The organism is Microcystis sp. M44BS1, from assembly GCF_020244875.1.
Classification (GTDB): domain Bacteria; phylum Cyanobacteriota; class Cyanobacteriia; order Cyanobacteriales; family Microcystaceae; genus Microcystis; species Microcystis panniformis.
In genome coordinates, this window is record NZ_JADBVM010000104.1 from 13,136 (window position 1) to 32,185 (window position 19,050).

A 19,050-nucleotide genomic window follows, 5' to 3' on the forward strand; every position below is an offset into this window, starting at 1 on the left:
AACCCAACGCCTATCCACGGTTAATTTTGATTAACAAAGTTGCTCTAGTGCTGCTGCGGGGAAACCTTATCAGTTTAGCGAGATTTTTCCCCTCAAGATAAAATGATTTTCAGAGCGAAACAATTAATCTTTAGACAGATGACGCAAGTTTTAACAATCACCCAATTAGGAAATCCAATTCTACAGCAAAAAGCAGCAGCGATCGATAATCTTCTCGATGCTGACTGTCAAGATTTGATCGATTCCCTGATTAGCACCGTGCAAGCTGCCCACGGGGTGGGAATCGCCGCGCCCCAAGTTGCTCGGTCTCTGCGTCTGTTTATCGTTGCTTCTCACCCCAATCCTCGTTATCCCGACGCTCCGATCATGTCACCCACTGCCATGATTAATCCGCGTATTTTGCAGGTGAGCGAGGAAATGGTCAAGGGTTGGGAAGGTTGTCTCAGTGTCCCCAATTTACGCGGTTTTGTCCCCCGTCATCAGTGGATCGAGGTGGACTATTGCGATCGCAATGGTCGCGAAATCCGTCAAGTTTTCAGGGATTTTGTCGCACGCATCTTTCAACACGAATACGATCATCTCGAAGGAATCCTCTTTCTCGATCGCCTTGCTTCTCCGGCGGATTTATACTCGGAGGAAGAATACCAAAAAATCAGTAATATTGCTGAATATAAGCGATAAAATCGCAAAATATCTCTACATCTTCAAAATAAGTTAAATAGCTTAACGGGACTATCTTTATCTGGCGACAAAATTTTTGTTGGTAAATCTAAATTTTTTGTTAAAATGATAACGATTATCATTCTAGGAGAACTACCCTAACAAACAAATGAACTACTTGACAAAATAAATTAATTATGCAGTAGAACTCTGCCCTCAATTAACTAGGGAGATACTCAAGACTTTTTCGGTGACTAGGAAAATCAATTTTTCCAGGTTTCCGCACCAGAGATAACCCCAAAGACGAGGAAATAAACCGATAGCTTTCATTAGTTATCGTCTAGATGCCCAGAAAAATAAATACTCTAGCAAAGGGTATTTATTGACAATTGGTAAAATCAGAAAACTTTGCCGATCAATTAACTATTGGAGTCTGTAAAAATATCTATGACCTTAGCTAAGTCCAAAGCAATTTTCGACAATGATGACTACAATCACTTTCCCGAAGTGATTACCGAACCTAAATCGCCGGTATCGGAAGCCGAGATGATGCAAGCGGTACGAACACTGCTGTTAGGATTAGGAGAAGATCCCGATCGCGAAGGGTTACGAGACACTCCTAAACGAGTAGTAAAAGCCCTAAAATTTCTCACTTCTGGTTATCAGCAATCCCTGGATGAATTGCTGAATGGGGCAGTTTTTCATGAGGATGCTAACGAGATGGTTTTAATCCGAGACATCGATATTTTTAGCTCCTGTGAACACCATATTTTACCAATTATTGGCCGCGCTCATGTTGCCTATATTCCTAACGGGAAAGTGATCGGTTTATCGAAGATTGCCCGCATCTGTGAAATGTACGCCAGACGACTGCAAGTACAGGAACGTTTAACCGCACAAATTGCCGATGCTTTGCTAGGATTACTGCAACCTCAAGGGGTAGCTGTGGTGATTGAAGCGACTCATATGTGTATGGTAATGCGCGGGGTTGAAAAACCCGGTTCTTGGACTTCTACGAGTGCCGTGCGCGGTATTTTTGCCGATTCTGCTAAGACTCGTCAAGAGTTTATGAGTTTGATTCGTCATAGTCCCGATTTTCACTAATTAGTCAGGGGGATCAGGATTATTTGATCGTCCTATCCCCGGTTTTTGCCTAGGTAAAAAACCAGAGCCAAGCCAGCTATTTACTGTTTACTTTTTATTTTTGACGCGCTGTTATCATGCTGATTCGTCCCCGTCGTCTTCGTTATACTCCAGCGATTCGCCGTCTTGTTCGTGAAACTGAATTAACCGTTAATGACTTGATTTATCCCCTCTTTATCATGGAGGGAGAAAATCAAAAGGTGGCTATTCCTTCTATGCCCGATTGTTATCGTTATTCCCTCGATTTATTGCTCAAAGAAGTGGTTAATGCTTATAACTTAGGCATTAATGCCATCGCTCTTTTCCCCTTGATTGCCGAAGATAAAAAAGATAATTTCGGCAGAGAAAGTTATAATCCCGATGGTTTAGTGTCAAGGGCGGTGAAAGCGATCAAAAAAGAAGTCCCTGAAATAATTATTATTACCGATGTTGCCCTCGATCCTTTTTCGATTTATGGTCATGATGGTATTGTGGAGGACGGTAAAATTCTCAATGATGAAACCCTAGAAGTTTTAGTGAAAATGTCGCTCTCGCAAGCGGCAGCCGGGGCTAATTTCGTCGCTCCTTCCGATATGATGGATGGTAGGATTGGGGCGATCCGTCGAGCTTTAGATGCGGCTGGCTATTTGGATGTGGGAATTCTCGCTTATACGGCTAAATATGCCTCTGCTTATTATGGTCCCTTCCGAGATGCCTTAGAATCAGCGCCAAAATTTGGTGATAAGAAAACCTATCAAATGGATGGGGCTAATAGTCGGGAAGCGTTACGCGAAGCCAGTTTAGACATAACAGAAGGGGCAGATATTATTATGGTTAAGCCCGCTCTGGCCTACCTCGATATTATCCGTCGTCTGCGCGATAGTAGCCATCTTCCCGTCGCCGCTTACAACGTCAGTGGTGAATACGCAATGATTAAAGCGGCGGCAAAACAGGGCTGGATTGACGAAAAAAGCCTGATTTTGGAAACTTTAATCAGTATGAAACGAGCGGGGGCCGATTTGATTTTGACCTATTTTGCTGCCGATGTGGCATTAATGAAACAAGAAAGCCGATTTTAGGGTTTTTGCCAGCGAAATTGATAGAAATTATCCTGCGCTCCCCATACCTGCCGGCCAAGGCTATCATAACCTCGATCGCTGGTATCCATGCCCTGGGAATGTAGAATAATTGTATTAGTTATTTTCACCGCACCTCTGGCATTAGTGGCACAACCCTGGGGGGGAGTTTCTCCCCGATACCCCCCCGCTATCGGTTTTAAAAATACAGTACACACCGACTCAGCTAAATCTGATACATTTAATCTTCTTTCTGTCAAGTCTTTGTTACAAAAATTAATAAAGTTAGCGGCATTATTTAACTTATAAGCTTTTGATTCCACAGTGGAATTATCGGCACTAGGTTGAATGACTAAAATTCTTTGACGATAGGGTTGATTTAAGCGCTCGATGATCGCCTGTTCTTGATAAAGATAAATACTATCCTGTTTGGGGGAAAAATTCACGGCACAGGTAGTCATTTGCACCTTAGCAACGCGGGGGTTAGTCTGCGCTTGTTGCGTCGTATCCATAACCCCAATTAAATGATTAGCCACCCCCTGCACTTGCGGATTAAGGGGCAAAGATTGAGTGAGAAAAAATCCTAGGGCGATCGAAGTTTTCAGCATGAGCAGAGGCTTAATTCCGGTTAGTCTCTAATTAGCTTAAACTGATAAGCAGCAAGAGCAAAAATACCCCTTTTCCCATGGCTAATCATCTGGCTAAATCTGAAAGTCTTTACCTGCGAAAACACGCCGAAAACCCGATCGATTGGTGGTATTGGTGTGACAGCGCCCTAGAAATTGCCAGGAGAGAAGATAAACCGATCTTTCTGTCGATCGGTTATTCTAGCTGTCATTGGTGTACGGTTATGGAAGGAGAAGCCTTTTCCGATCGGGCCATTGCCGATTATCTCAATCAGTATTTTTTGCCGATCAAAGTTGATCGCGAGGAAAGACCGGACATCGATAGTATCTATATGCAAGCATTGCAGATGATGGTCGGTCAAGGGGGTTGGCCGCTGAATGTCTTCCTAACACCCGATAGTTTAATTCCCTTCTATGGTGGCACCTATTTTCCCGTGCAACCGCGCTTTAACCGGCCCGGTTTTCTGCAAGTGTTGCAATCGGTACGTCGCTATTATGACGAAGAAAAGGAGAAATTAAGCAAATTTACGGCCGAAATGCTGGGCGCACTGCGTCAATCGGCTATTTTACCCCGAGCAGAGACCAATTTAGCCGCTCCTTCCCTTTTAGCCACAGGAATCGAGAAAAATACGGCGGTGATTCGGGTTAATCCCAATAACTACGGTCGGCCTAGTTTTCCGATGATTCCATATTCTCATCTGGCTTTGCAGGGCAATCGCTTTGGTGACGATTGGGACGATTCCCTCCGACAAGCGGCCTATCAACGGGGGGAAGATCTGGCCCTAGGGGGAATCTATGACCATGTGGGGGGAGGATTCCATCGTTATACGGTGGATTCGACGTGGACAGTTCCCCATTTTGAAAAAATGCTCTACGATAACGGGCAAATTGTCGAATATTTAGCCAATTTGTGGAGTGCGGGTGATCGAGAGGCGGCCTTTGAGAGAGGGATTAAAGGCACGGTTAACTGGCTAAAACGGGAAATGACCGCCCCAGAAGGTTATTTTTATGCGGCCCAAGATGCCGATAGTTTTGAGAAGGCCACGGATGGGGAACCGGAGGAAGGGGCCTTTTATGTCTGGTCGGATCTGGAGTTAAGGGATTATCTCTCGACCGAGGAATTGGGGGTGCTGCAGGCTAATTTTACCGTCACTGCCGAGGGTAATTTTGAGGGTCGTAATGTGCTGCAACGTCGGCAAGGGGGAGAATTAGGGAAGGAGATAGAAAATATGCTCGATAAGTTATTTATTCGGCGTTATGGCAGTTCTCAAGCCCAATTAGCTCTTTTTCCCCCAGCCAGAGACAATCAGGAGGCGAAAACCGTCTCTTGGCCGGGACGGATTCCGGCGGTAACGGATACGAAAATGATCGTCGCTTGGAATAGTTTGATGATTTCCGGTTTGGCCCGGGCCTTTGCCGTCTTTGGCGAACCTTTGTACTGGCAAATGGCCGCTCAAGCGGCCGAGTTTATTCTCAAGCATCAGTGGTTAGATGGACGTTTTCAGCGCTTGAATTATCAGGGTCAGGCCTCGGTTTTAGCCCAATCGGAGGATTTTGCCTATTTTATTAAGGCTTTGCTCGACCTGCAAACCGCTAAACCCCAAGAAACTCGCTGGTTAGAGGCGGCTATCGATCTACAGGGGGAATTTGATCGCTGGTTTTGGGCCGAGGATGAGGGGGGATATTTTAATACTGCGTCCGATCATAGTCTCGATCTGATCGTGCGGGAGCGAGGTTATACGGATAATGCCACCCCTTCGGCTAACGGAATTGCGATCGCTAATTTATTGCGTCTGTCGCGATTGACGGAAAATCTAGAATATCTCGATCGGGCCGAAAAGGCCTTGCAATCTTTTAGTACCATCTTAGAACAGTCCCCCACCGCTTGCCCCAGTTTATTTGTCGCTCTCGATCACTATCGTCACGGTTTCTGTCTGCGCGCCCCGGAAAGCTCGATCGAGCGGCTGTTAAGTCGCTATTTGCCCACTGCGGTGTATCGAGTCGATGCCAGTTTGCCCCCTAGCACATTTGGGTTAATTTGTCAAGGGTTATGCTGCCTTGAACCGGCGGAAAATTTAGAACAGTTAGACCGACAAATTGCCGGGGTGATGACGGGGGAGTTAGGTTGATTTTGCCCAGCCCAGCCAATGGAGGTTAAAGATTGCTTGATAGATGGGATTATGGACTTGCAGCCGGCCTTGATCTTTGATCACTAACCCTGATAAAAGTAACTCTTTTTCTGGGGGGCTATCCTTGGCAATCACCTCTTTTTCCCTTAAAATCCGTTCATAGAGTCTCAGGAGCAACTGGGAGCGATGACTGTTGAGAAGCCGATCGCGAATAGTCCGCAGATGTTCCGGTTCATCCTGAGCCTCCCAATTGTCAATGATCTTCTTCTGTACTAAGTCCTCAATCCAGAGGGCCTCACCATTGGGGGGAATCGGTGAGGCAGCGGTGCGAATTAACTGACAGAGTTTTTGGGTCAGAAAAGGTTGACCGTTTGTCCAAGCAAAGACTTCTTTTAAGACAGTTTGCGGGTTACTAACTTTCTCGGCCAATCCGCGCAGTAAAGGCTGGGCTTCGTGTTCCTTAAAACCCTCCAATTGAATCGAATGACCGATATTAAAAGGAGTGATTTGGTGGTCGGTAATTAAATCGGAGGGGGTGACAACACCGAAGAAAGCGAAGGTCAAACGTCGATAGAGCGGGTTAAAACTGCGCTGGTTATAGCAGGAACGAATCAGGGCAAAAAAGTCATTAACCGCAAAATTTAAGCCCAAAACGCTATCGATTTCATCGATAAAAATCGCGATCGGTTTCGGGGGAGAACCTTCCACTATCCCCACTTCCAGCAATAACACCTCTTCAATAAATTCGCCCAAGCGCTGCACTGCCGAGACATCTTCCCGTTCTTGCCACCAAGCTTTCAGATTAACCCTTTTGAGCAGGCCAAAACGTCGCCCTAACTCGAAGGCTATCCCCTTGTACCATTGGTCGGGAGTGACATTTTCGCTGCCGATACGGGTTAAATCAATGGGAGCGCAACAGATGCCCTCGTGTTGGAGGTGATCGATCATGCGTACCATTAAACTAGACTTACCCATTTGACGGGGATTGAGAACATAGCAAAAATCGCCGCGTTTGAGGGCTTTATAGAGATAACGGTCGGCGGCGCGGACCACGTAGGTGGGGGCATCCATGGGCAAACTGCCCCCCACTTGGTAGTCAAAGGTGCTAGATTCTTCGCTACTTCTGAGCAGTTCATTTTCAAACAGTAATTCTGCTTGGGTGGCCTTGAGAATTTCTAGGGTTTGGCTGAGTTCTAGGGTGCGCTGCTGCACTTTCTGTTCTAGGGTGCGGCTATACTCGGCTAATTCTTCGGTAAAGCGAATCCGTTCCGCTTCCGCCTGTTTTCGTTCGCTAATATCGGTAAAAGCGGTGATCGCATAGATAATTTCCCCTTTTTCGTCAAAAACGGGCGTGGCATACACTTCTAGGGGAATAATCTTCTCTCCTTGGTGAATTTCTAGATCATCCATCGTGTTTTTTTCCCCCCTTAAAGCTCGGACAATCGGCTGGTCTTCGGTGGGATACAATCGATCGGTTCCAGCTTGATATAACTGATAGGTTTTCCCCAACTGATTAGCCGTGGTGATATTAACTATCCCTTTTCCTAAAATCTCTTGGGCGGTTTGATTGGCATAATAGGGTTGACTGTCGGCATCGAGGACGAATACCCCCACTGGCATGGCTTCTAAAAATTGCGCTAGTTGTCTCTGTTTGGCTTTAATTTCGGCGTAGAGTTTGGCGTTAGTAATTGCGATGGCAGCTTGGCTGGAGAGCAGTTGCAGCACTTCCAATCTTTCTTGGGTAAAAGCCCCGACGGTGAGATTATTTTCTAGATAGACAATTCCCCGCAGTTGTCCTTGGTCGAGGAGGGGTGTGCAGAGCAGCGATTTGGTTTGATGGGTTTTTATATAGGGATCGTTGCTAAAATTGCCCTGATGGGCAGCATCGTTATTAAGAACGGTTTGACCGCTCCGGGCTACATAGTTAATAATTGAGACGGGAAGATGTTCTTCGATGGCATTAGATTTAAAGACTGTCACCCTATCTTCCTGCACTGAACCGGAGGCTTCAATCGATAATTGTCCGCCGCTTTCTAGGATAAGATAGCCCAGCTGCGCCCCAGCATTTTCGATGAGAATTTTCATCAGGGTGGCGAGTAATTGATCTAAAACTATCTCGCTAGAAATGGCTTGGGATGCCTTCATAATCGTGGCTAAATCTAACAGTTCTCCCGCATGACTGGCTGAATTTTTTCTGGTGGTAGTTCTCGTGGTTTCGGTCAGGGAATTAGAACCATAGTTATTGACCATTAACTGAGAATAGCGGCTTTCTATATCTTTGACTTTAGCGGTTGCTCCCCAAAGAGAATAGAGATAAGCAGCTTCATTGATGTAGGTTTTGGCAATTTTTACTTTACCCCAATCGAGATAGAATTTCGCCGCTAGTTCGTTAGCTAGTGCTTCTTCATTAATGTCTTCATTTTCCTTGGCTTTAGCAATGGCTAAATCGTAGTTTTCTATGGCTTCTAGATAGGATTGCTGCACTCGCTCCTTTTCCGCTTCCACTAAATAAAATTTATGGAGATAGTTCTGGGGTGCTTGATTAGCCCATTCCTGTTGCTTTTTCTGATTATTCTTCACCCGTTCTAATACTTGCTGTTTTTGGTCATTATCCAGATGATTATAAATAGCTAAATGGGCGAGGGAATCATAAAAATTATGCAGAGAAATCAATAAAGTAGCGGTAGCTCCCCCTAGATAATTTTGGGCTTGGTTAGCATTTTCAATGGCTTGTTCGTACTGTCCGAATAGATAACAAAGGTATAATTTATTAACAAATAAAGCACAGAGACCATAGAGATCATTAGCCTCTAGATGGTACGGTAACATAACAGTTTCTTGATAGTATTTTCCTTCTAAACGGCTGGGATTTTCCGAGCGCCCCAGCAGATTTAAAACTGTTTGTCCGTAGATTTTTAGATAGTTGCGGGTGTTTTCTTGTTTGAGCTTAACAAAAGCCAGATCATAGTTAGCTATTTCTCGGTCTAATTCTGTTAATTCCTGTCCGATAAAGGCGGAATGAAAACAGTAAAGATAGGCGCAGGTTGTTCCGTAGTAGAGATCCCCCATTTCTAAACCAGTTTGATAGGAAGATTTTAACAAGGACAGGGAATTTTTAATCGGTTCTTTCCAGATACTAATAGTGGTGGAAAAGACGGCAATTATTTTCGGCATTAGGGCTTTGGCATGAAATTTATCGGCAATGTTTAAAGCCAATTTTCCAAATTGATAACCCGTTTCCCAATCTTCTAAAAGACCACAAAGAATTAAGCCATAATTAACATAAGTAAAAGCCGCTAGATAACTATTGCCGTACTGAATTGATAAGTTAACCTGTTTTGATACTAGGACAGGTAAGAGATGCGGGGCGGCAATAAAAACAGGAGAAAATATGGCAGCCGCTATCTTCATTATTGCTAATTTTTCTTCTTCATTTATCGGCGGTAAATTAGTTAAATCTTCGATATTTTTACCCGCTAATTTTTGCCGAGTTTTAGTGAGTTCTTCCTGGATATCTGATGATTGTAAGGATTCAGGAATCTCGAAATCTAAGCTTTTTAGAACAGATAAGCCAATTTGTACCGCTTTTAGTTCTTGATTTTGGGCGTGATAAGCTTCGATGATGACTTCATAAACTTTGATTTTATCTAGGGTGGTTTTTGCCTGTTTTAATACGAGATTAGCCCAGCACTGCATCTGCTCAAAATCCCCACTTAAATAGGCGATTTCTGTGGCTTCAGAATAAATATTTAAAGTCAGTTGATAGTTATTTTCCCAGCTTGATTTTTCGAGAAGTTTTTGAGCAATTTTAATATATTTTAAAGCTCCAGTTTGGGCATTAGCAGCTTTTGCTTTTTGGGCTGCTAGTAAATTCAAGTTAGCCACTAACTCTCGTTCTTTTTCCTCACTGATTATTTGATAACCAAGATTGAGATGATCGACTATTTTAAAAATCTTTTCCGATAATTCGTTGACAGAACTATGCTGCCAAAGTAGGCGACCAATTTTTAGATGAATTAAAGATTTTTGGCTGTCTTCGATGAGAGCGTAAGCTCCTTGTTGAATACGATCATGAGCAAATTTATATTCTTGAATCAGTAATTGTTCATCTAATTCTGAGAGGGGAATAATTAAACCAGCTTCGCTACTAGAAGTTAAAATTGGTAAAAGTTCTGGAGGTGATTTTTCAGAGATTACTGCTAGAGTATTTAAATTAAATTCTGAGCCAAGACAAGATGCTAAACTTAAAACTTCCTGGGTTTCCAGAGGTAATTTTTGCATTTTACCCATCATAAATTGAATCAGATTATCGGTACTACCAATCCTTTGAATTTGGCCGAGATGCCATTGCCAATAGCCCCTATTATTATCGGTTTTAGTGGTTGTTTGCTCCCCTGGTTGGAAAAATAGCAAATTTTCCCAGTAGATAGTTTTGAGAAATTCATTGACAAAAAAAGGATTACCGTGGGTTTTTTGCCAGACTAAAGCGGACAAAGATTGCACATATTCTGGTGAATGATTTAAGGTGTCGGCAATTAACTGATTGACCTGTGCAGGACCCAGAGGTCTTAAAATAACTTGATTGATAATTATGCCCCCCTGCTCTAATTTATCGAGGGTAGCGGTTAGGGGGTGGGTGGAATTAATTTCATTACTGCGATAGGAGCCAATTAAAAACAAATAGTCCATATCGCCATCGAGCATAATTAATTCTATCAACTGGAGACTAGCCAAGTCTGCCCATTGTAAATCATCGAGAAAGATGACCAGGGGATGTTCTGGGGAACAAAAGACCCGAATAAAATTTTTAAAGACTAAATTAAAGCGATTTTGAGTAGCGATCGCTCCTAATTGTAACACCTCTGGTTGTGGACCGATAATTAATTCTAGTTGGGGAATCACATCAATAATAACCCGTGCATTCGCCCCCAAAGACTTTAGGAGTTTTTGTCGCCATAGTTGCAGTTGTGGCTGACTTTCCCCCAAAAGTTGCTTAACCAGATTAGTCAAAGCGCTAATCACGGCAGCATAGGGAATATCGCGCTGAAACTGGTCAAATTTACCAGAGATAAAAAAGCCGCGTTTTTCAGTAATTGGCTGATAAATTTCCCTAACTAGGGTGGTTTTACCCATGCCAGAATAACCCGTAACTAGCATCAGTTCGGTGTGAGAGGAGTTTTTAGCCACCGTGGCTACCCGTTGAAAAGCAGTGAGGAGAGTGGCGATTTCCGCCTCCCTGCCGTAGAGTTTTTGGGGAATTTGGAACTGATTGGCTAGATCTTGCCTAGCGATGACAAAATCTTCAATTTTACCCGTTGTTTCTAGTTGTCTTAAACATTCTTCTAAATCTGCCCGAATACCGTAGGCACTTTGGTATCGTTCCTCGGGGGTTTTAGCCATCAGTTTCCTGATGATTGCTTCCACCACTGGGGGAATTTTCTCCCTGACGAGACTATTAATCTCCAAAGGTTGTTTAGCCAGATGACAGTGAACTAATTCCAAAGCATCGTTAGCTGGAAAAGGTAATTGTCCGGTGAGCAGTTCATAGAAGCTAACGCCCAAAGAATAAAAATCCGTGCGGTAATCGAGACTGCGATTCATCCGTCCGGTTTGTTCGGGAGAAATATAGGCTAAAGTCCCCTCGAGGACGTTGGGATTTTTTAGCCCCGGATTTTCCCGCTGCAGGACGCTGGCAATGCCAAAATCGATGATTTTAATCTGTCCGGTTTCGGGGTTAAGAACTATATTGGCAGGATTAATATCTTTGTGAATAACCTTGGCGTTGTGAATTTTCTCTAAATTAGCCACTATTCGGAGTGCAAGGCTTAAAAAGTCCCTTAAGGCTAGGGTTTTGCCCCCTAGCCATTTTTTTAAGGATACACCCCCGAAATCTTCCAAAATAATCACGGGAGTTCTGCGGTAGGTTTCTAAACCATAGGCTTTAATCGCCCCCTCGAAGTTCAGACCGCAGATGGTTTTATACTCCTGTTTGTAGTGGGTTAGTTGTTGGGTGGTGGGATATTCTTGCTTGAGGATTTTGAGCATAACCGGTTGATTATCGACGGTGCGAATGGCCCGATAGACTTCCGAGTTAACGCTTTCGTAAACTTGGGCAAGAATGTCGTATCCGTTGAGAACAATCATTTTTTTACTTGGCGATTGTAAATAGCTGCGGGTCTCCCCAAGAAAAATTCTACGGGAACCAAGACCAGACTCCGCAAGGCTGACAGAACTCGATTTACCTGTGAGACGGAAGGACGGGGAGAAGAGACCACCTGCTCGAAATACTCGGAATGCAAGGTCAAACCAAAGTGAACATCTTCAGGTAAGCTCAGTTTAGCAATCGGTCCGTCCTTGAGATTGTCAGGGTTAAATAACCAGGCTTCTAATGCTTTGGTCGGGGTTAAAACCGTCGTCAATAGATAGGCCTGTTCTTGGGGAATAAACTGAATGCTATCTAAAATATAGCCATCAGGACAAACATAAAAATCCAGTAGTCCCCGACCTAAATGTGATACATGAGTATCACTGGCATTTTTTTCTTGGCTAATCTGTTCAGTTAACTGATTCCAATCCTTATCAAAGGGAACCTTGGCTAATACCGAGGGCAAGTCATGACAGGGAAGTTCGGCATCGCTGAGGATGCGATTGCTTTGGTCGCGACAATCCATATACTGACGACGACAAATTAATTCGCGCACATAACCGAGATAGATTTGATAAACGGCACTGTATCCCTGTTCCGATTCCCGGGGGTCGGCGGTGTAGAGACTGGTACAGAACCAACCCGGATGGATGAAAGCTTGTTCGCTCATCACCCTGGCATCTTCGATAACCACTTTGCGCAGCACTCCGACATCAAAGGAAAACATCCAGGGGATGCCGTGGTATTCGGGGGGATAACTCTGACCGGTAAAATGTTGGATATCGTCTTTTTCGATCGCTTCGGTTAAACTAATAGTGGCGTTTTGGATGGCCACAATCTGAATTTGACCGTTGGTACTATGGTAATTACAAAGGAAGTGATAACTGTCGCCATTGAAGGTAATTAATCGCGAGGGAACGGTGGTTTCTTCTTCCTTGAGGTCTTGACGTTTAACCAGATAAATTTGAGTTTTCGGATAGGTTTCTTCGGGCCTGATTCTGATACCTAATAGTTTGGCCACTCCCATCTGAAAGGGCATATCGGGAATCATGATATAATCTTCGGTGACGATGACCGAATGGGGACTACCATCGAGGATAGTTCCCTGTAGTTTCCAGGGTTTAAGTTGTTTTTTTTGATCCCAAAGCACAATATACACCGATTTATCTAAATCTTTTAACATACCTCCCGATACAAGTTTTAGCTTTAATTCACAGGTTATAAATTCTTGGGTCTTTTTGTCGTAGAAGGGGTGAGCGGTATTTTCTAGGACTGGGAAAAAAGATAAAGGCACGGAAACAAGATGTTGGTCAAAATAACCAATCGGAGTGATAGTATCAAGGGAAACGGGGTCCACTTCCCAGTAACGTCCCGCATCGGCAGTGAGAATTAATCGGGTTTCTTCTAGTTGTTTATCTTCAGAAACTTTTTCTAGTTTAACCATAGCAGTATTCGCTATTTCCGAAGAACCTAAAATGCTGACCACGGCGGGAAAAGTGGCTTGACTAATATTAAATATCGGTAAAACTTTTCGCCAAAAACTATCCCAAGTTTTCAGTTTTTTACTGTAAACATTAACTTGATTATTTTTCCCTTGCAAGTCCCATTTAATAATTACACCCTCGCCAGAGAACAAATGACGGTCATTTTTTCTATGAAAAGGACAGACGATAAAAACGTATCCCGACAGATTTTCCGGCCAATGTCCCTCAGTAATTGTGGCGACTGCTTTATGTAAATTGTTCTCATCCGGCCGACCGAGTTGCGAGCGACTAAAATTACTAACGTTGACAGTATTTTGGACAGTATCTTTGATTGACATATTCATAAGTAGGGTTTGCGGCAAAAAGTTTGTTGGTGGGGTTAGTAGCCGGTCGTCGGTCGTCAGGAGATAGGAGCCGGGAGCCAGTATTTAGGAGGCAGGAGACAGGAGATAGGTTTTAGGTGTTGGGGTTTTGGGGTTTTGGGGTTTTAGTTCAATTTCCCCACTTCCCCACTTCCCCATTCCCCCACTTCCCCATTCCCCCACTTCCCCACTTCCCCACTTCCCCACACCCCACACCCTCACTGATAACTGATTACTGTTTACTGATAACTGATAGAGGATTTCACTTCTAAAAAATAGCGTCGATACAATTCATAGCCGGGTACTACTTTATCTCCCGATTGTTTGAGTAGCCCCATACTGCTGAGTTTGTAAGCGAGAATTGGGTCTAATTGTACTGGTTCCACGGCGCTCATCACCCGATCGAGGGCTTTCGCTAGTTCCGGTTGTTGTTCTAATACCGCCCAATGGCGCCGCAGATGATGGGCATAGATCCCCGTGAGGGAGGTGGCAGTGGTTAATATTTGCGTCATGGTTATTTCCTCCCGACTGAGATAGTAGAGGGCGGTTTGTACCAAAGCTGGGTGTCCTCCTACTAGCTCCATCAGTTGTTTGACTTTTTCCTGATTTTCCCAGGTGAGTTGATAACGTTGGGCTAATTTTAATACCTCCTCAAGACTAAAATGACTTAGCTGTGCGGGGAATCCCACGTTAAAGGGCGATTGATTGAGCTGCAGGGGAACATAAATTTCTGTGGAATGGACGACGATAAGACGGAGTTTTTGCCAAATAGGTAGGGTTTTGGCTTCTTCGTACCAAGAACGCAGCAGCGGTAAAAAATCCTTGGCCACTTGGGGATGTTCAAATATCTGATTCAGTTCATCGAGAGCGAGGACAATGGGGGCGGTAATCGATTCCAGGAGATAGTCTTGAATGTAAACCGTACAGCTAATCTTGCTGCCTAAATCCTCATCCCAATACTCATCTAATTGCGGTTTTAACTGTAGTTGACGGGCGGCATTGGCACACAACCAGCGCAAAAATTGGTTTAAATCAGCCAAAATGGCCTGGTCCACCTGTTCTAGGTTCAAACTCACCGTGCGGTAGCCTTGCTGTTTGGCAAAATCGAGCATTCTCAAAAGTAGGGATGTTTTGCCCATTTCTTTCGGGGCTTTTATCCGCACTAAAGCCCCCGGTTTCTTGATTTCCTGCCTGATCTGTTCTTCGAGGGGAAGACGTTCTAAATAAAATGGGGAACCAAGGGGAACTGCTCCATTAGGATAGGGGGGTAATGTGTCCAATTTTTCGCTCTTGGCTGCCGAATTAACCGGAATTTTGTCTTGAGGGGGTGCTGTTAGCTGAAAATTCAGGGCAGCTATTTCTTGCCAGTCGAGGCATAATCGACGACAAATTTGTTCAAAAGTGGCTTGTTCTAACGGTTTACCAGTCAGGAAGTTGCTGACAGTAGCCAGACTAAATTCAGCTTCTTTGGCTAAGGAGCGTTGACTGCTAAAGCCCTGCTTTCTCACGGCTAATTTAACTTGATTGAGGCAGTGTTGTTGTACTCTTAGACGGCTCGATAGGGAATCTCTCATAAGAATTGGGGTGTGGGGTGTGGGATGTGGGGTGTAGGGTGTGGGGGAATGGGGAAGTGGGGGAATGGGGAAGTGGGGAGGGGGGAAGTGGGGAAATTGAACTAAAACCCCAAAACCCCAACCCCCAAAACCTAAAACCTGTCTCCTGACTCCTGACTTCTAACCTAATGGTAGGTGTTGGATTTTTGCAGGAGTTCTATTTTTCGACAAAGATAAGCAAAAATTATCTACTAACTCCAAAAGCTTGAGAATATTTAAATTAACATTTCGCAATATTTACAAATTCTTAAGAATTAATTGAGAAAGATTTTTATTTAACGACGATGTTCCAATGGTTACAGCGATTTGATAGAATTTCACAATGGGTCATTCTGTGCTTTTTTGGGTAGCAATGGTTGAAACCCTTGTCACACCTACAAGGTAATCCTAATTAAGACGGGTAAATGAGTCAATTTCACCCACAACGATGATCTTTTTTTTGTGTAGTTTTATTACAAAAAAAAAGTTTTTTTGACAAAAAGCACAAAGCATGATAAGTAACCAACGTATTTCTGGCTGCCAGTAGTTATTGCCGAGTGGGAGTTGGGGAGTATTTTCAGTTATCAGTGGACTGAAAACGCAAATCTGATAACTGATGACTGATGACCCCTGGTATGAGCATGATGTCAGAGAGCCGCCGCTAATTGCTGTCTTTCACTTTCAGGGTGTTCTTGACGCACCATCTCTACATATTTATTCCTGCTTTCAGGTTGTATTCCTCTACCGAGGATAAGGCGATCGCGCCAATTGGTTGCTCCACTGATTTCCCTTCTAAATCGAGCGTTGCTACAGCCAAAAGAGAATTAGGAATCTCTCGGTCAATCTTGTTGTTAACAAGCTGTAAATCAACGGGAAACTGCTTATCTTGACTAAAAAAAACCGATTCTAAAGTCCCAAACCGATCTAGCCGTGTCAGGTAAATCGTTCTCTGACTTTTCGCTGATGTTACCTCGATATAGGGTTCTCTCAGTTCGGGATGCCGGTTTTTCAGGTCTTCAAGCGATCGCGCTGACTTTAAATAATCATTGTAGGTTTCCTTGATTTCGATCGCAATTTCCGTAAGATTCTGATTGTTAACTTCGGGAAAAAAGTCCCGAAATTGATTGACAGGACGAGCTATTAAGAGGCTTTCCTGCCATTTCAGTTGGGGGAGGTGGCGGTTAGTCAGGGTGATGACACCGTTGGAGTTCACCGGGGGGCTGCGAGTGACAATCAATTCTGTCCCATCAGGCATTCTGGGGACGCAGACTTCATTTTCTGCTGTGAATCCCTAGTCAGGGAGAAGAATGTAAAGATTTATTAAATTGTAGTTTAGGATACATTTGCGGGGGGGGGTAATGTGTATTGTTGTTTTCAATCGCCTTTGGTGTTGGGTTGGGCTGTTGCTTGACTCAAGCTACAAGAGGGGGCGATCGCACAACAATTAGGAGAGTACAATGGCTTACGCACAATGGGTAACGATAACTATATATGCAACCAATTTTGATGTCACATTGGTAAATGTAGCTCATTCATGGGGGAAGTTTTACGACTCTGATAAAATTGGTTATGCAGGTGGGAATAAGGACAATGAGTACCAACCTAGCGCAATTGAAGGAAAAGTAATCAAGGCAAACTCATCCTTCTCAATTAATGCTTGTGGTCGCGAAGATGCTGCTTCAGGAACTGAAGGATCCTTTGAGCTTTACGATGGAAATACACAAGTAGGCACCTATTCTTGGGATTGCCCTTGGGGTAGCAAGACAAATTCATCGACTTGGTCGTCTTCCGGCCCACAGCCACCTTTAAATAAATACGTGACCTCGCAAACCGGTGCGAATCTAGATTCGGGCGCATTGGGAACAGTCACTATTCAGACTACAAAAATCGCCTAACTTGGTGCTCAGGCTTACTGCGCGATAAAGCTGCGCAGAACGGAGCAAGTGATCGTCGCATCAGTATCTATGAGAGGTGTCGATATTCATTAGACCTCTCCAGTGCGATCGCCGATCTTGTAGTGCGATCGCATCGCCTGTAGGTTGGGTTGACGCAAGGAAACCCAACTTCCATATTCATATTAAAATAAGAGATAAGTTTTCAAAAATTCTGAACCTGATGAAAATCAAAGCTATTATTCATCCAGCCGAAGAAGGCGGTTACTGGGCTGAAGTTCCCGCTCTGCCCGGTTGTATAACAGAAGGAGATAGTATGGACGAAGTTGTCGATAACCTCCAAGATGCCATACAAGGCTGGTTAGAAGTTGCCAATGAAAGCAAACAACCTGAATCTAGGTCAGAAGTGATTGAAATTGCTGTATGAAATCAATATCAGGGAAAAAACTCTGTAAAATTGTCGAAAAAAAAGGTTGGATACTCAAAAAAATTACCAGTAGTCACCATATTTATGAAAAGGAGGATGAAGATAAAATTCTATCTATTCCTGTACACCGCAATCAGGACTTAAAAATTGGAACTTTAAAATCAATTATGAAAATAGCTCGATTATCGGAAGATGACTTATAAGCTTTCGTAGGGTGCGTTAATGTTAATGTAACGCACCATCAATTTCCTAATATGCGGTGGGTTACGCTGTCACTAACCCACCCTACAGTGCTACTGTGAAGAGACAAGCTGATGTCCGAGGTTATAATGGTCAAAGAGTTAAAAAAGAAATTAATCTAATCAATAGCCACAATGAAGGTACAGCCAAATGAGTCAAGTCTTAACCCTAGAATTGAGCGATGAAGTTTATGCCACCTTGCAACAGCAGGCTAAAATATTAGTAATAAAGCTTTCTTTCCTGGATGGGTGAGATCATCACCAGCAAATTATCTCATCGCCGCCAATTTTCTACGATTAATCCCTGAACTCTCAGCATATCTGAGTCGTCAGAAACGACAATGAGATTATAGCTAATAGCTGTTGCTGCAATGAGAATATCAGTCATTTGTATGGGGGTTCCCTTAAGCCTTAAATCAGCAGAAATTGCTGCGGCTTGATGAACAATCTCCATTGTATCTAACAACAATACTCTCAAATCAGTGCGACACAAATTCTGAAATCTTGCTAACTTCTTCGTTGCCTTAACTGCTAATAGTCCAGCTTCAGTTTCTAAATAAGTAATACAGCTTATGAAAACATCCTTTCCTTGTAGCCTTACTGCACTCAATCTCTCAACGACTACTTGGTTGTCTTTGAGAATAGCTGTGACGATGTTAGTATCGAGTAGATAACCCACGACTATTTACTATTTCTATCTAAAACTTGCCATCACTGCTTCAAACTCTGCCATTTGTTCTGGAGTTAAATCCTTCAGCAGTCCCGCCATTGCTTGCACTCCTAAGACTCGCCTGATTTTGCGACCTAGACTTTCATCGGGCATTGTTTCTAATTCTGAAGAGGAAAATTTTTCGGTCAGTAAATTCACAAAATACTTAACCATTTCATCTCTATTTAAATCTTCCAATAAGCTCTCATTCTTGATAAAATCATCAATAATTGACGCGATACGAATAACGAGCCTAGACTGAATTTTATCATCGACCAAATCTGATTGAATAGAGACTTGAGACATCCTTTCCTCCTTGAGACTGGTGTGGCGAATTTTTTCTGATTTTTAGGGAGCATCCCGTTTCGGCAAATCGTTTCCTTTCGTAGGAAGAGAGCAGATAACTCCCCAATCCAAAATCAGAGCCGAATAAGTTAATTTTAACCTATACTTTAGACGTTCATAATCTGAGATTTATTAAACTTCTGAAATCGTAGAGTGAGCAAGGAATCCAGTTCTTTTTTATGTTTCAGGTGGGCATCATTCAGACATTCATAAATAGCTGAAGAAAAGTCAGAAAAGTTTTC

Annotated in this window: 15 protein-coding genes and 1 pseudogene; 7 read left to right on the forward strand and 9 right to left on the reverse strand. The window is 43.5% G+C overall.

Going from position 1 to position 19,050, the window contains the following annotated elements; genetic code table 11:
* Positions 1-102 precede the first annotated feature (102 nt).
* From def to hemB, 3 genes are all read left to right on the forward strand, one after another.
* Positions 103-681: a peptide deformylase gene (gene def / locus IM515_RS07550; protein ID WP_287628603.1), complete on the forward strand. Its 579-nt coding sequence runs from the start codon at positions 103-105 to the stop codon at positions 679-681.
* Positions 682-1,107: 426 nt separating this feature from the next.
* The gene (gene folE, locus IM515_RS07555; RefSeq protein ID WP_287628604.1) at positions 1,108-1,764 is read left to right on the forward strand and encodes a GTP cyclohydrolase I FolE; all 657 of its coding nucleotides are present in this window, start codon (positions 1,108-1,110) and stop codon (positions 1,762-1,764) included.
* Between the two features lie 116 nt (positions 1,765-1,880).
* Positions 1,881-2,861 (forward strand): porphobilinogen synthase, encoded by a 981-nt coding sequence (gene hemB, locus IM515_RS07560; protein ID WP_287628605.1) that lies wholly within the window; start codon positions 1,881-1,883, stop codon positions 2,859-2,861.
* Here the strand turns inward: hemB and IM515_RS07565 are convergent.
* Positions 2,858-3,466, reverse strand: a complete 609-nt coding sequence (locus tag IM515_RS07565; protein ID WP_287628606.1) for a chromophore lyase CpcT/CpeT — start codon at positions 3,464-3,466, stop codon at positions 2,858-2,860. The genes hemB and IM515_RS07565 overlap by 4 nt on opposite strands.
* A gap of 77 nt (positions 3,467-3,543) precedes the next feature.
* Between IM515_RS07565 and IM515_RS07570 the strand changes: the two genes are divergently transcribed.
* A complete protein-coding gene (locus IM515_RS07570; protein ID WP_287628607.1) occupies positions 3,544-5,613 on the forward strand; it encodes a thioredoxin domain-containing protein in 2,070 nt (689 codons plus the stop codon).
* Here the strand turns inward: IM515_RS07570 and IM515_RS07575 are convergent.
* From IM515_RS07575 to IM515_RS07595, 5 genes are all read right to left on the reverse strand, one after another.
* Positions 5,605-11,757 carry an AAA family ATPase gene (locus IM515_RS07575; RefSeq protein WP_287628609.1) on the reverse strand — a complete coding sequence of 2,051 codons (6,153 nt, stop codon included), beginning with the start codon at positions 11,755-11,757 and terminating at the stop codon, positions 5,605-5,607. The genes IM515_RS07570 and IM515_RS07575 overlap by 9 nt on opposite strands.
* Positions 11,754-13,586: a carotenoid oxygenase family protein gene (locus IM515_RS07580; protein WP_287628611.1), complete on the reverse strand. Its 1,833-nt coding sequence runs from the start codon at positions 13,584-13,586 to the stop codon at positions 11,754-11,756. Before IM515_RS07580 ends, IM515_RS07575 begins: the two co-directional genes overlap by 4 nt.
* 84 nt (positions 13,587-13,670) lie before the next feature.
* The gene (locus IM515_RS07585; protein ID WP_287633360.1) at positions 13,671-13,826 is read right to left on the reverse strand and encodes a hypothetical protein; all 156 of its coding nucleotides are present in this window, start codon (positions 13,824-13,826) and stop codon (positions 13,671-13,673) included.
* A 17-nt stretch (positions 13,827-13,843) separates the two neighbouring features.
* Positions 13,844-15,178: an AAA-like domain-containing protein gene (locus tag IM515_RS07590; RefSeq protein WP_287628612.1), complete on the reverse strand. Its 1,335-nt coding sequence runs from the start codon at positions 15,176-15,178 to the stop codon at positions 13,844-13,846.
* 724 nt (positions 15,179-15,902) lie between these two features.
* A complete protein-coding gene (locus tag IM515_RS07595) occupies positions 15,903-16,451 on the reverse strand; it encodes a hypothetical protein (RefSeq protein ID WP_002768678.1) in 549 nt (182 codons plus the stop codon).
* Between the two features lie 202 nt (positions 16,452-16,653).
* Here IM515_RS07595 and IM515_RS07600 point away from each other — a divergent pair, with 202 nt between their 5' ends.
* From IM515_RS07600 to IM515_RS07610, 3 genes are all read left to right on the forward strand, one after another.
* Positions 16,654-17,091 carry an aegerolysin family protein gene (locus IM515_RS07600; RefSeq protein WP_287628613.1) on the forward strand — a complete coding sequence of 146 codons (438 nt, stop codon included), beginning with the start codon at positions 16,654-16,656 and terminating at the stop codon, positions 17,089-17,091.
* Positions 17,092-17,311: 220 nt separating this feature from the next.
* Entirely contained in the window at positions 17,312-17,515 is a 204-nt protein-coding gene (locus IM515_RS07605) for a type II toxin-antitoxin system HicB family antitoxin (protein ID WP_002734086.1), read from the forward strand.
* Entirely contained in the window at positions 17,512-17,718 is a 207-nt protein-coding gene (locus IM515_RS07610) for a type II toxin-antitoxin system HicA family toxin (RefSeq protein WP_002741035.1), read from the forward strand. The genes IM515_RS07605 and IM515_RS07610 overlap by 4 nt, the downstream gene beginning before the upstream one ends.
* A gap of 310 nt (positions 17,719-18,028) precedes the next feature.
* Here the strand turns inward: IM515_RS07610 and IM515_RS07615 are convergent, their stop codons facing one another.
* The 3 genes and pseudogenes from IM515_RS07615 to IM515_RS07625 form a co-directional block, all read right to left on the reverse strand.
* Positions 18,029-18,433, reverse strand: a complete 405-nt coding sequence (locus tag IM515_RS07615) for a type II toxin-antitoxin system VapC family toxin (protein WP_190358567.1) — start codon at positions 18,431-18,433, stop codon at positions 18,029-18,031.
* A gap of 15 nt (positions 18,434-18,448) precedes the next feature.
* Positions 18,449-18,769: a hypothetical protein gene (locus tag IM515_RS07620; RefSeq protein ID WP_002768682.1), complete on the reverse strand. Its 321-nt coding sequence runs from the start codon at positions 18,767-18,769 to the stop codon at positions 18,449-18,451.
* A gap of 146 nt (positions 18,770-18,915) precedes the next feature.
* Positions 18,916-19,050, reverse strand: a pseudogene (locus IM515_RS07625) (IS630 family transposase); the annotation flags it as partial.

Bases quoted from the DNA above. Each gene is read 5' to 3' on its own strand.
- hemB (WP_287628605.1), top strand. From the start codon at position 1,881: ATGCTGATTCGTCCCCGTCGTCTTCGTTATACTCCAGCGATTCGCCGT.
- IM515_RS07605 (WP_002734086.1), top strand. From the start codon at position 17,312: ATGAAAATCAAAGCTATTATTCATCCAGCCGAAGAAGGCGGTTACTGG.
- IM515_RS07595 (WP_002768678.1), bottom strand. From the start codon at position 16,451: ATGCCTGATGGGACAGAATTGATTGTCACTCGCAGCCCCCCGGTGAAC.
- IM515_RS07570 (WP_287628607.1), top strand. From the start codon at position 3,544: ATGGCTAATCATCTGGCTAAATCTGAAAGTCTTTACCTGCGAAAACAC.
- IM515_RS07610 (WP_002741035.1), top strand. From the start codon at position 17,512: ATGAAATCAATATCAGGGAAAAAACTCTGTAAAATTGTCGAAAAAAAA.
- IM515_RS07590 (WP_287628612.1), bottom strand. From the start codon at position 15,178: ATGAGAGATTCCCTATCGAGCCGTCTAAGAGTACAACAACACTGCCTC.
- folE (WP_287628604.1), top strand. From the start codon at position 1,108: ATGACCTTAGCTAAGTCCAAAGCAATTTTCGACAATGATGACTACAAT.
- IM515_RS07575 (WP_287628609.1), bottom strand. From the start codon at position 11,757: ATGATTGTTCTCAACGGATACGACATTCTTGCCCAAGTTTACGAAAGC.
- IM515_RS07620 (WP_002768682.1), bottom strand. From the start codon at position 18,769: ATGTCTCAAGTCTCTATTCAATCAGATTTGGTCGATGATAAAATTCAG.
- IM515_RS07600 (WP_287628613.1), top strand. From the start codon at position 16,654: ATGGCTTACGCACAATGGGTAACGATAACTATATATGCAACCAATTTT.
- IM515_RS07580 (WP_287628611.1), bottom strand. From the start codon at position 13,586: ATGAATATGTCAATCAAAGATACTGTCCAAAATACTGTCAACGTTAGT.
- IM515_RS07565 (WP_287628606.1), bottom strand. From the start codon at position 3,466: ATGCTGAAAACTTCGATCGCCCTAGGATTTTTTCTCACTCAATCTTTG.
- def (WP_287628603.1), top strand. From the start codon at position 103: ATGATTTTCAGAGCGAAACAATTAATCTTTAGACAGATGACGCAAGTT.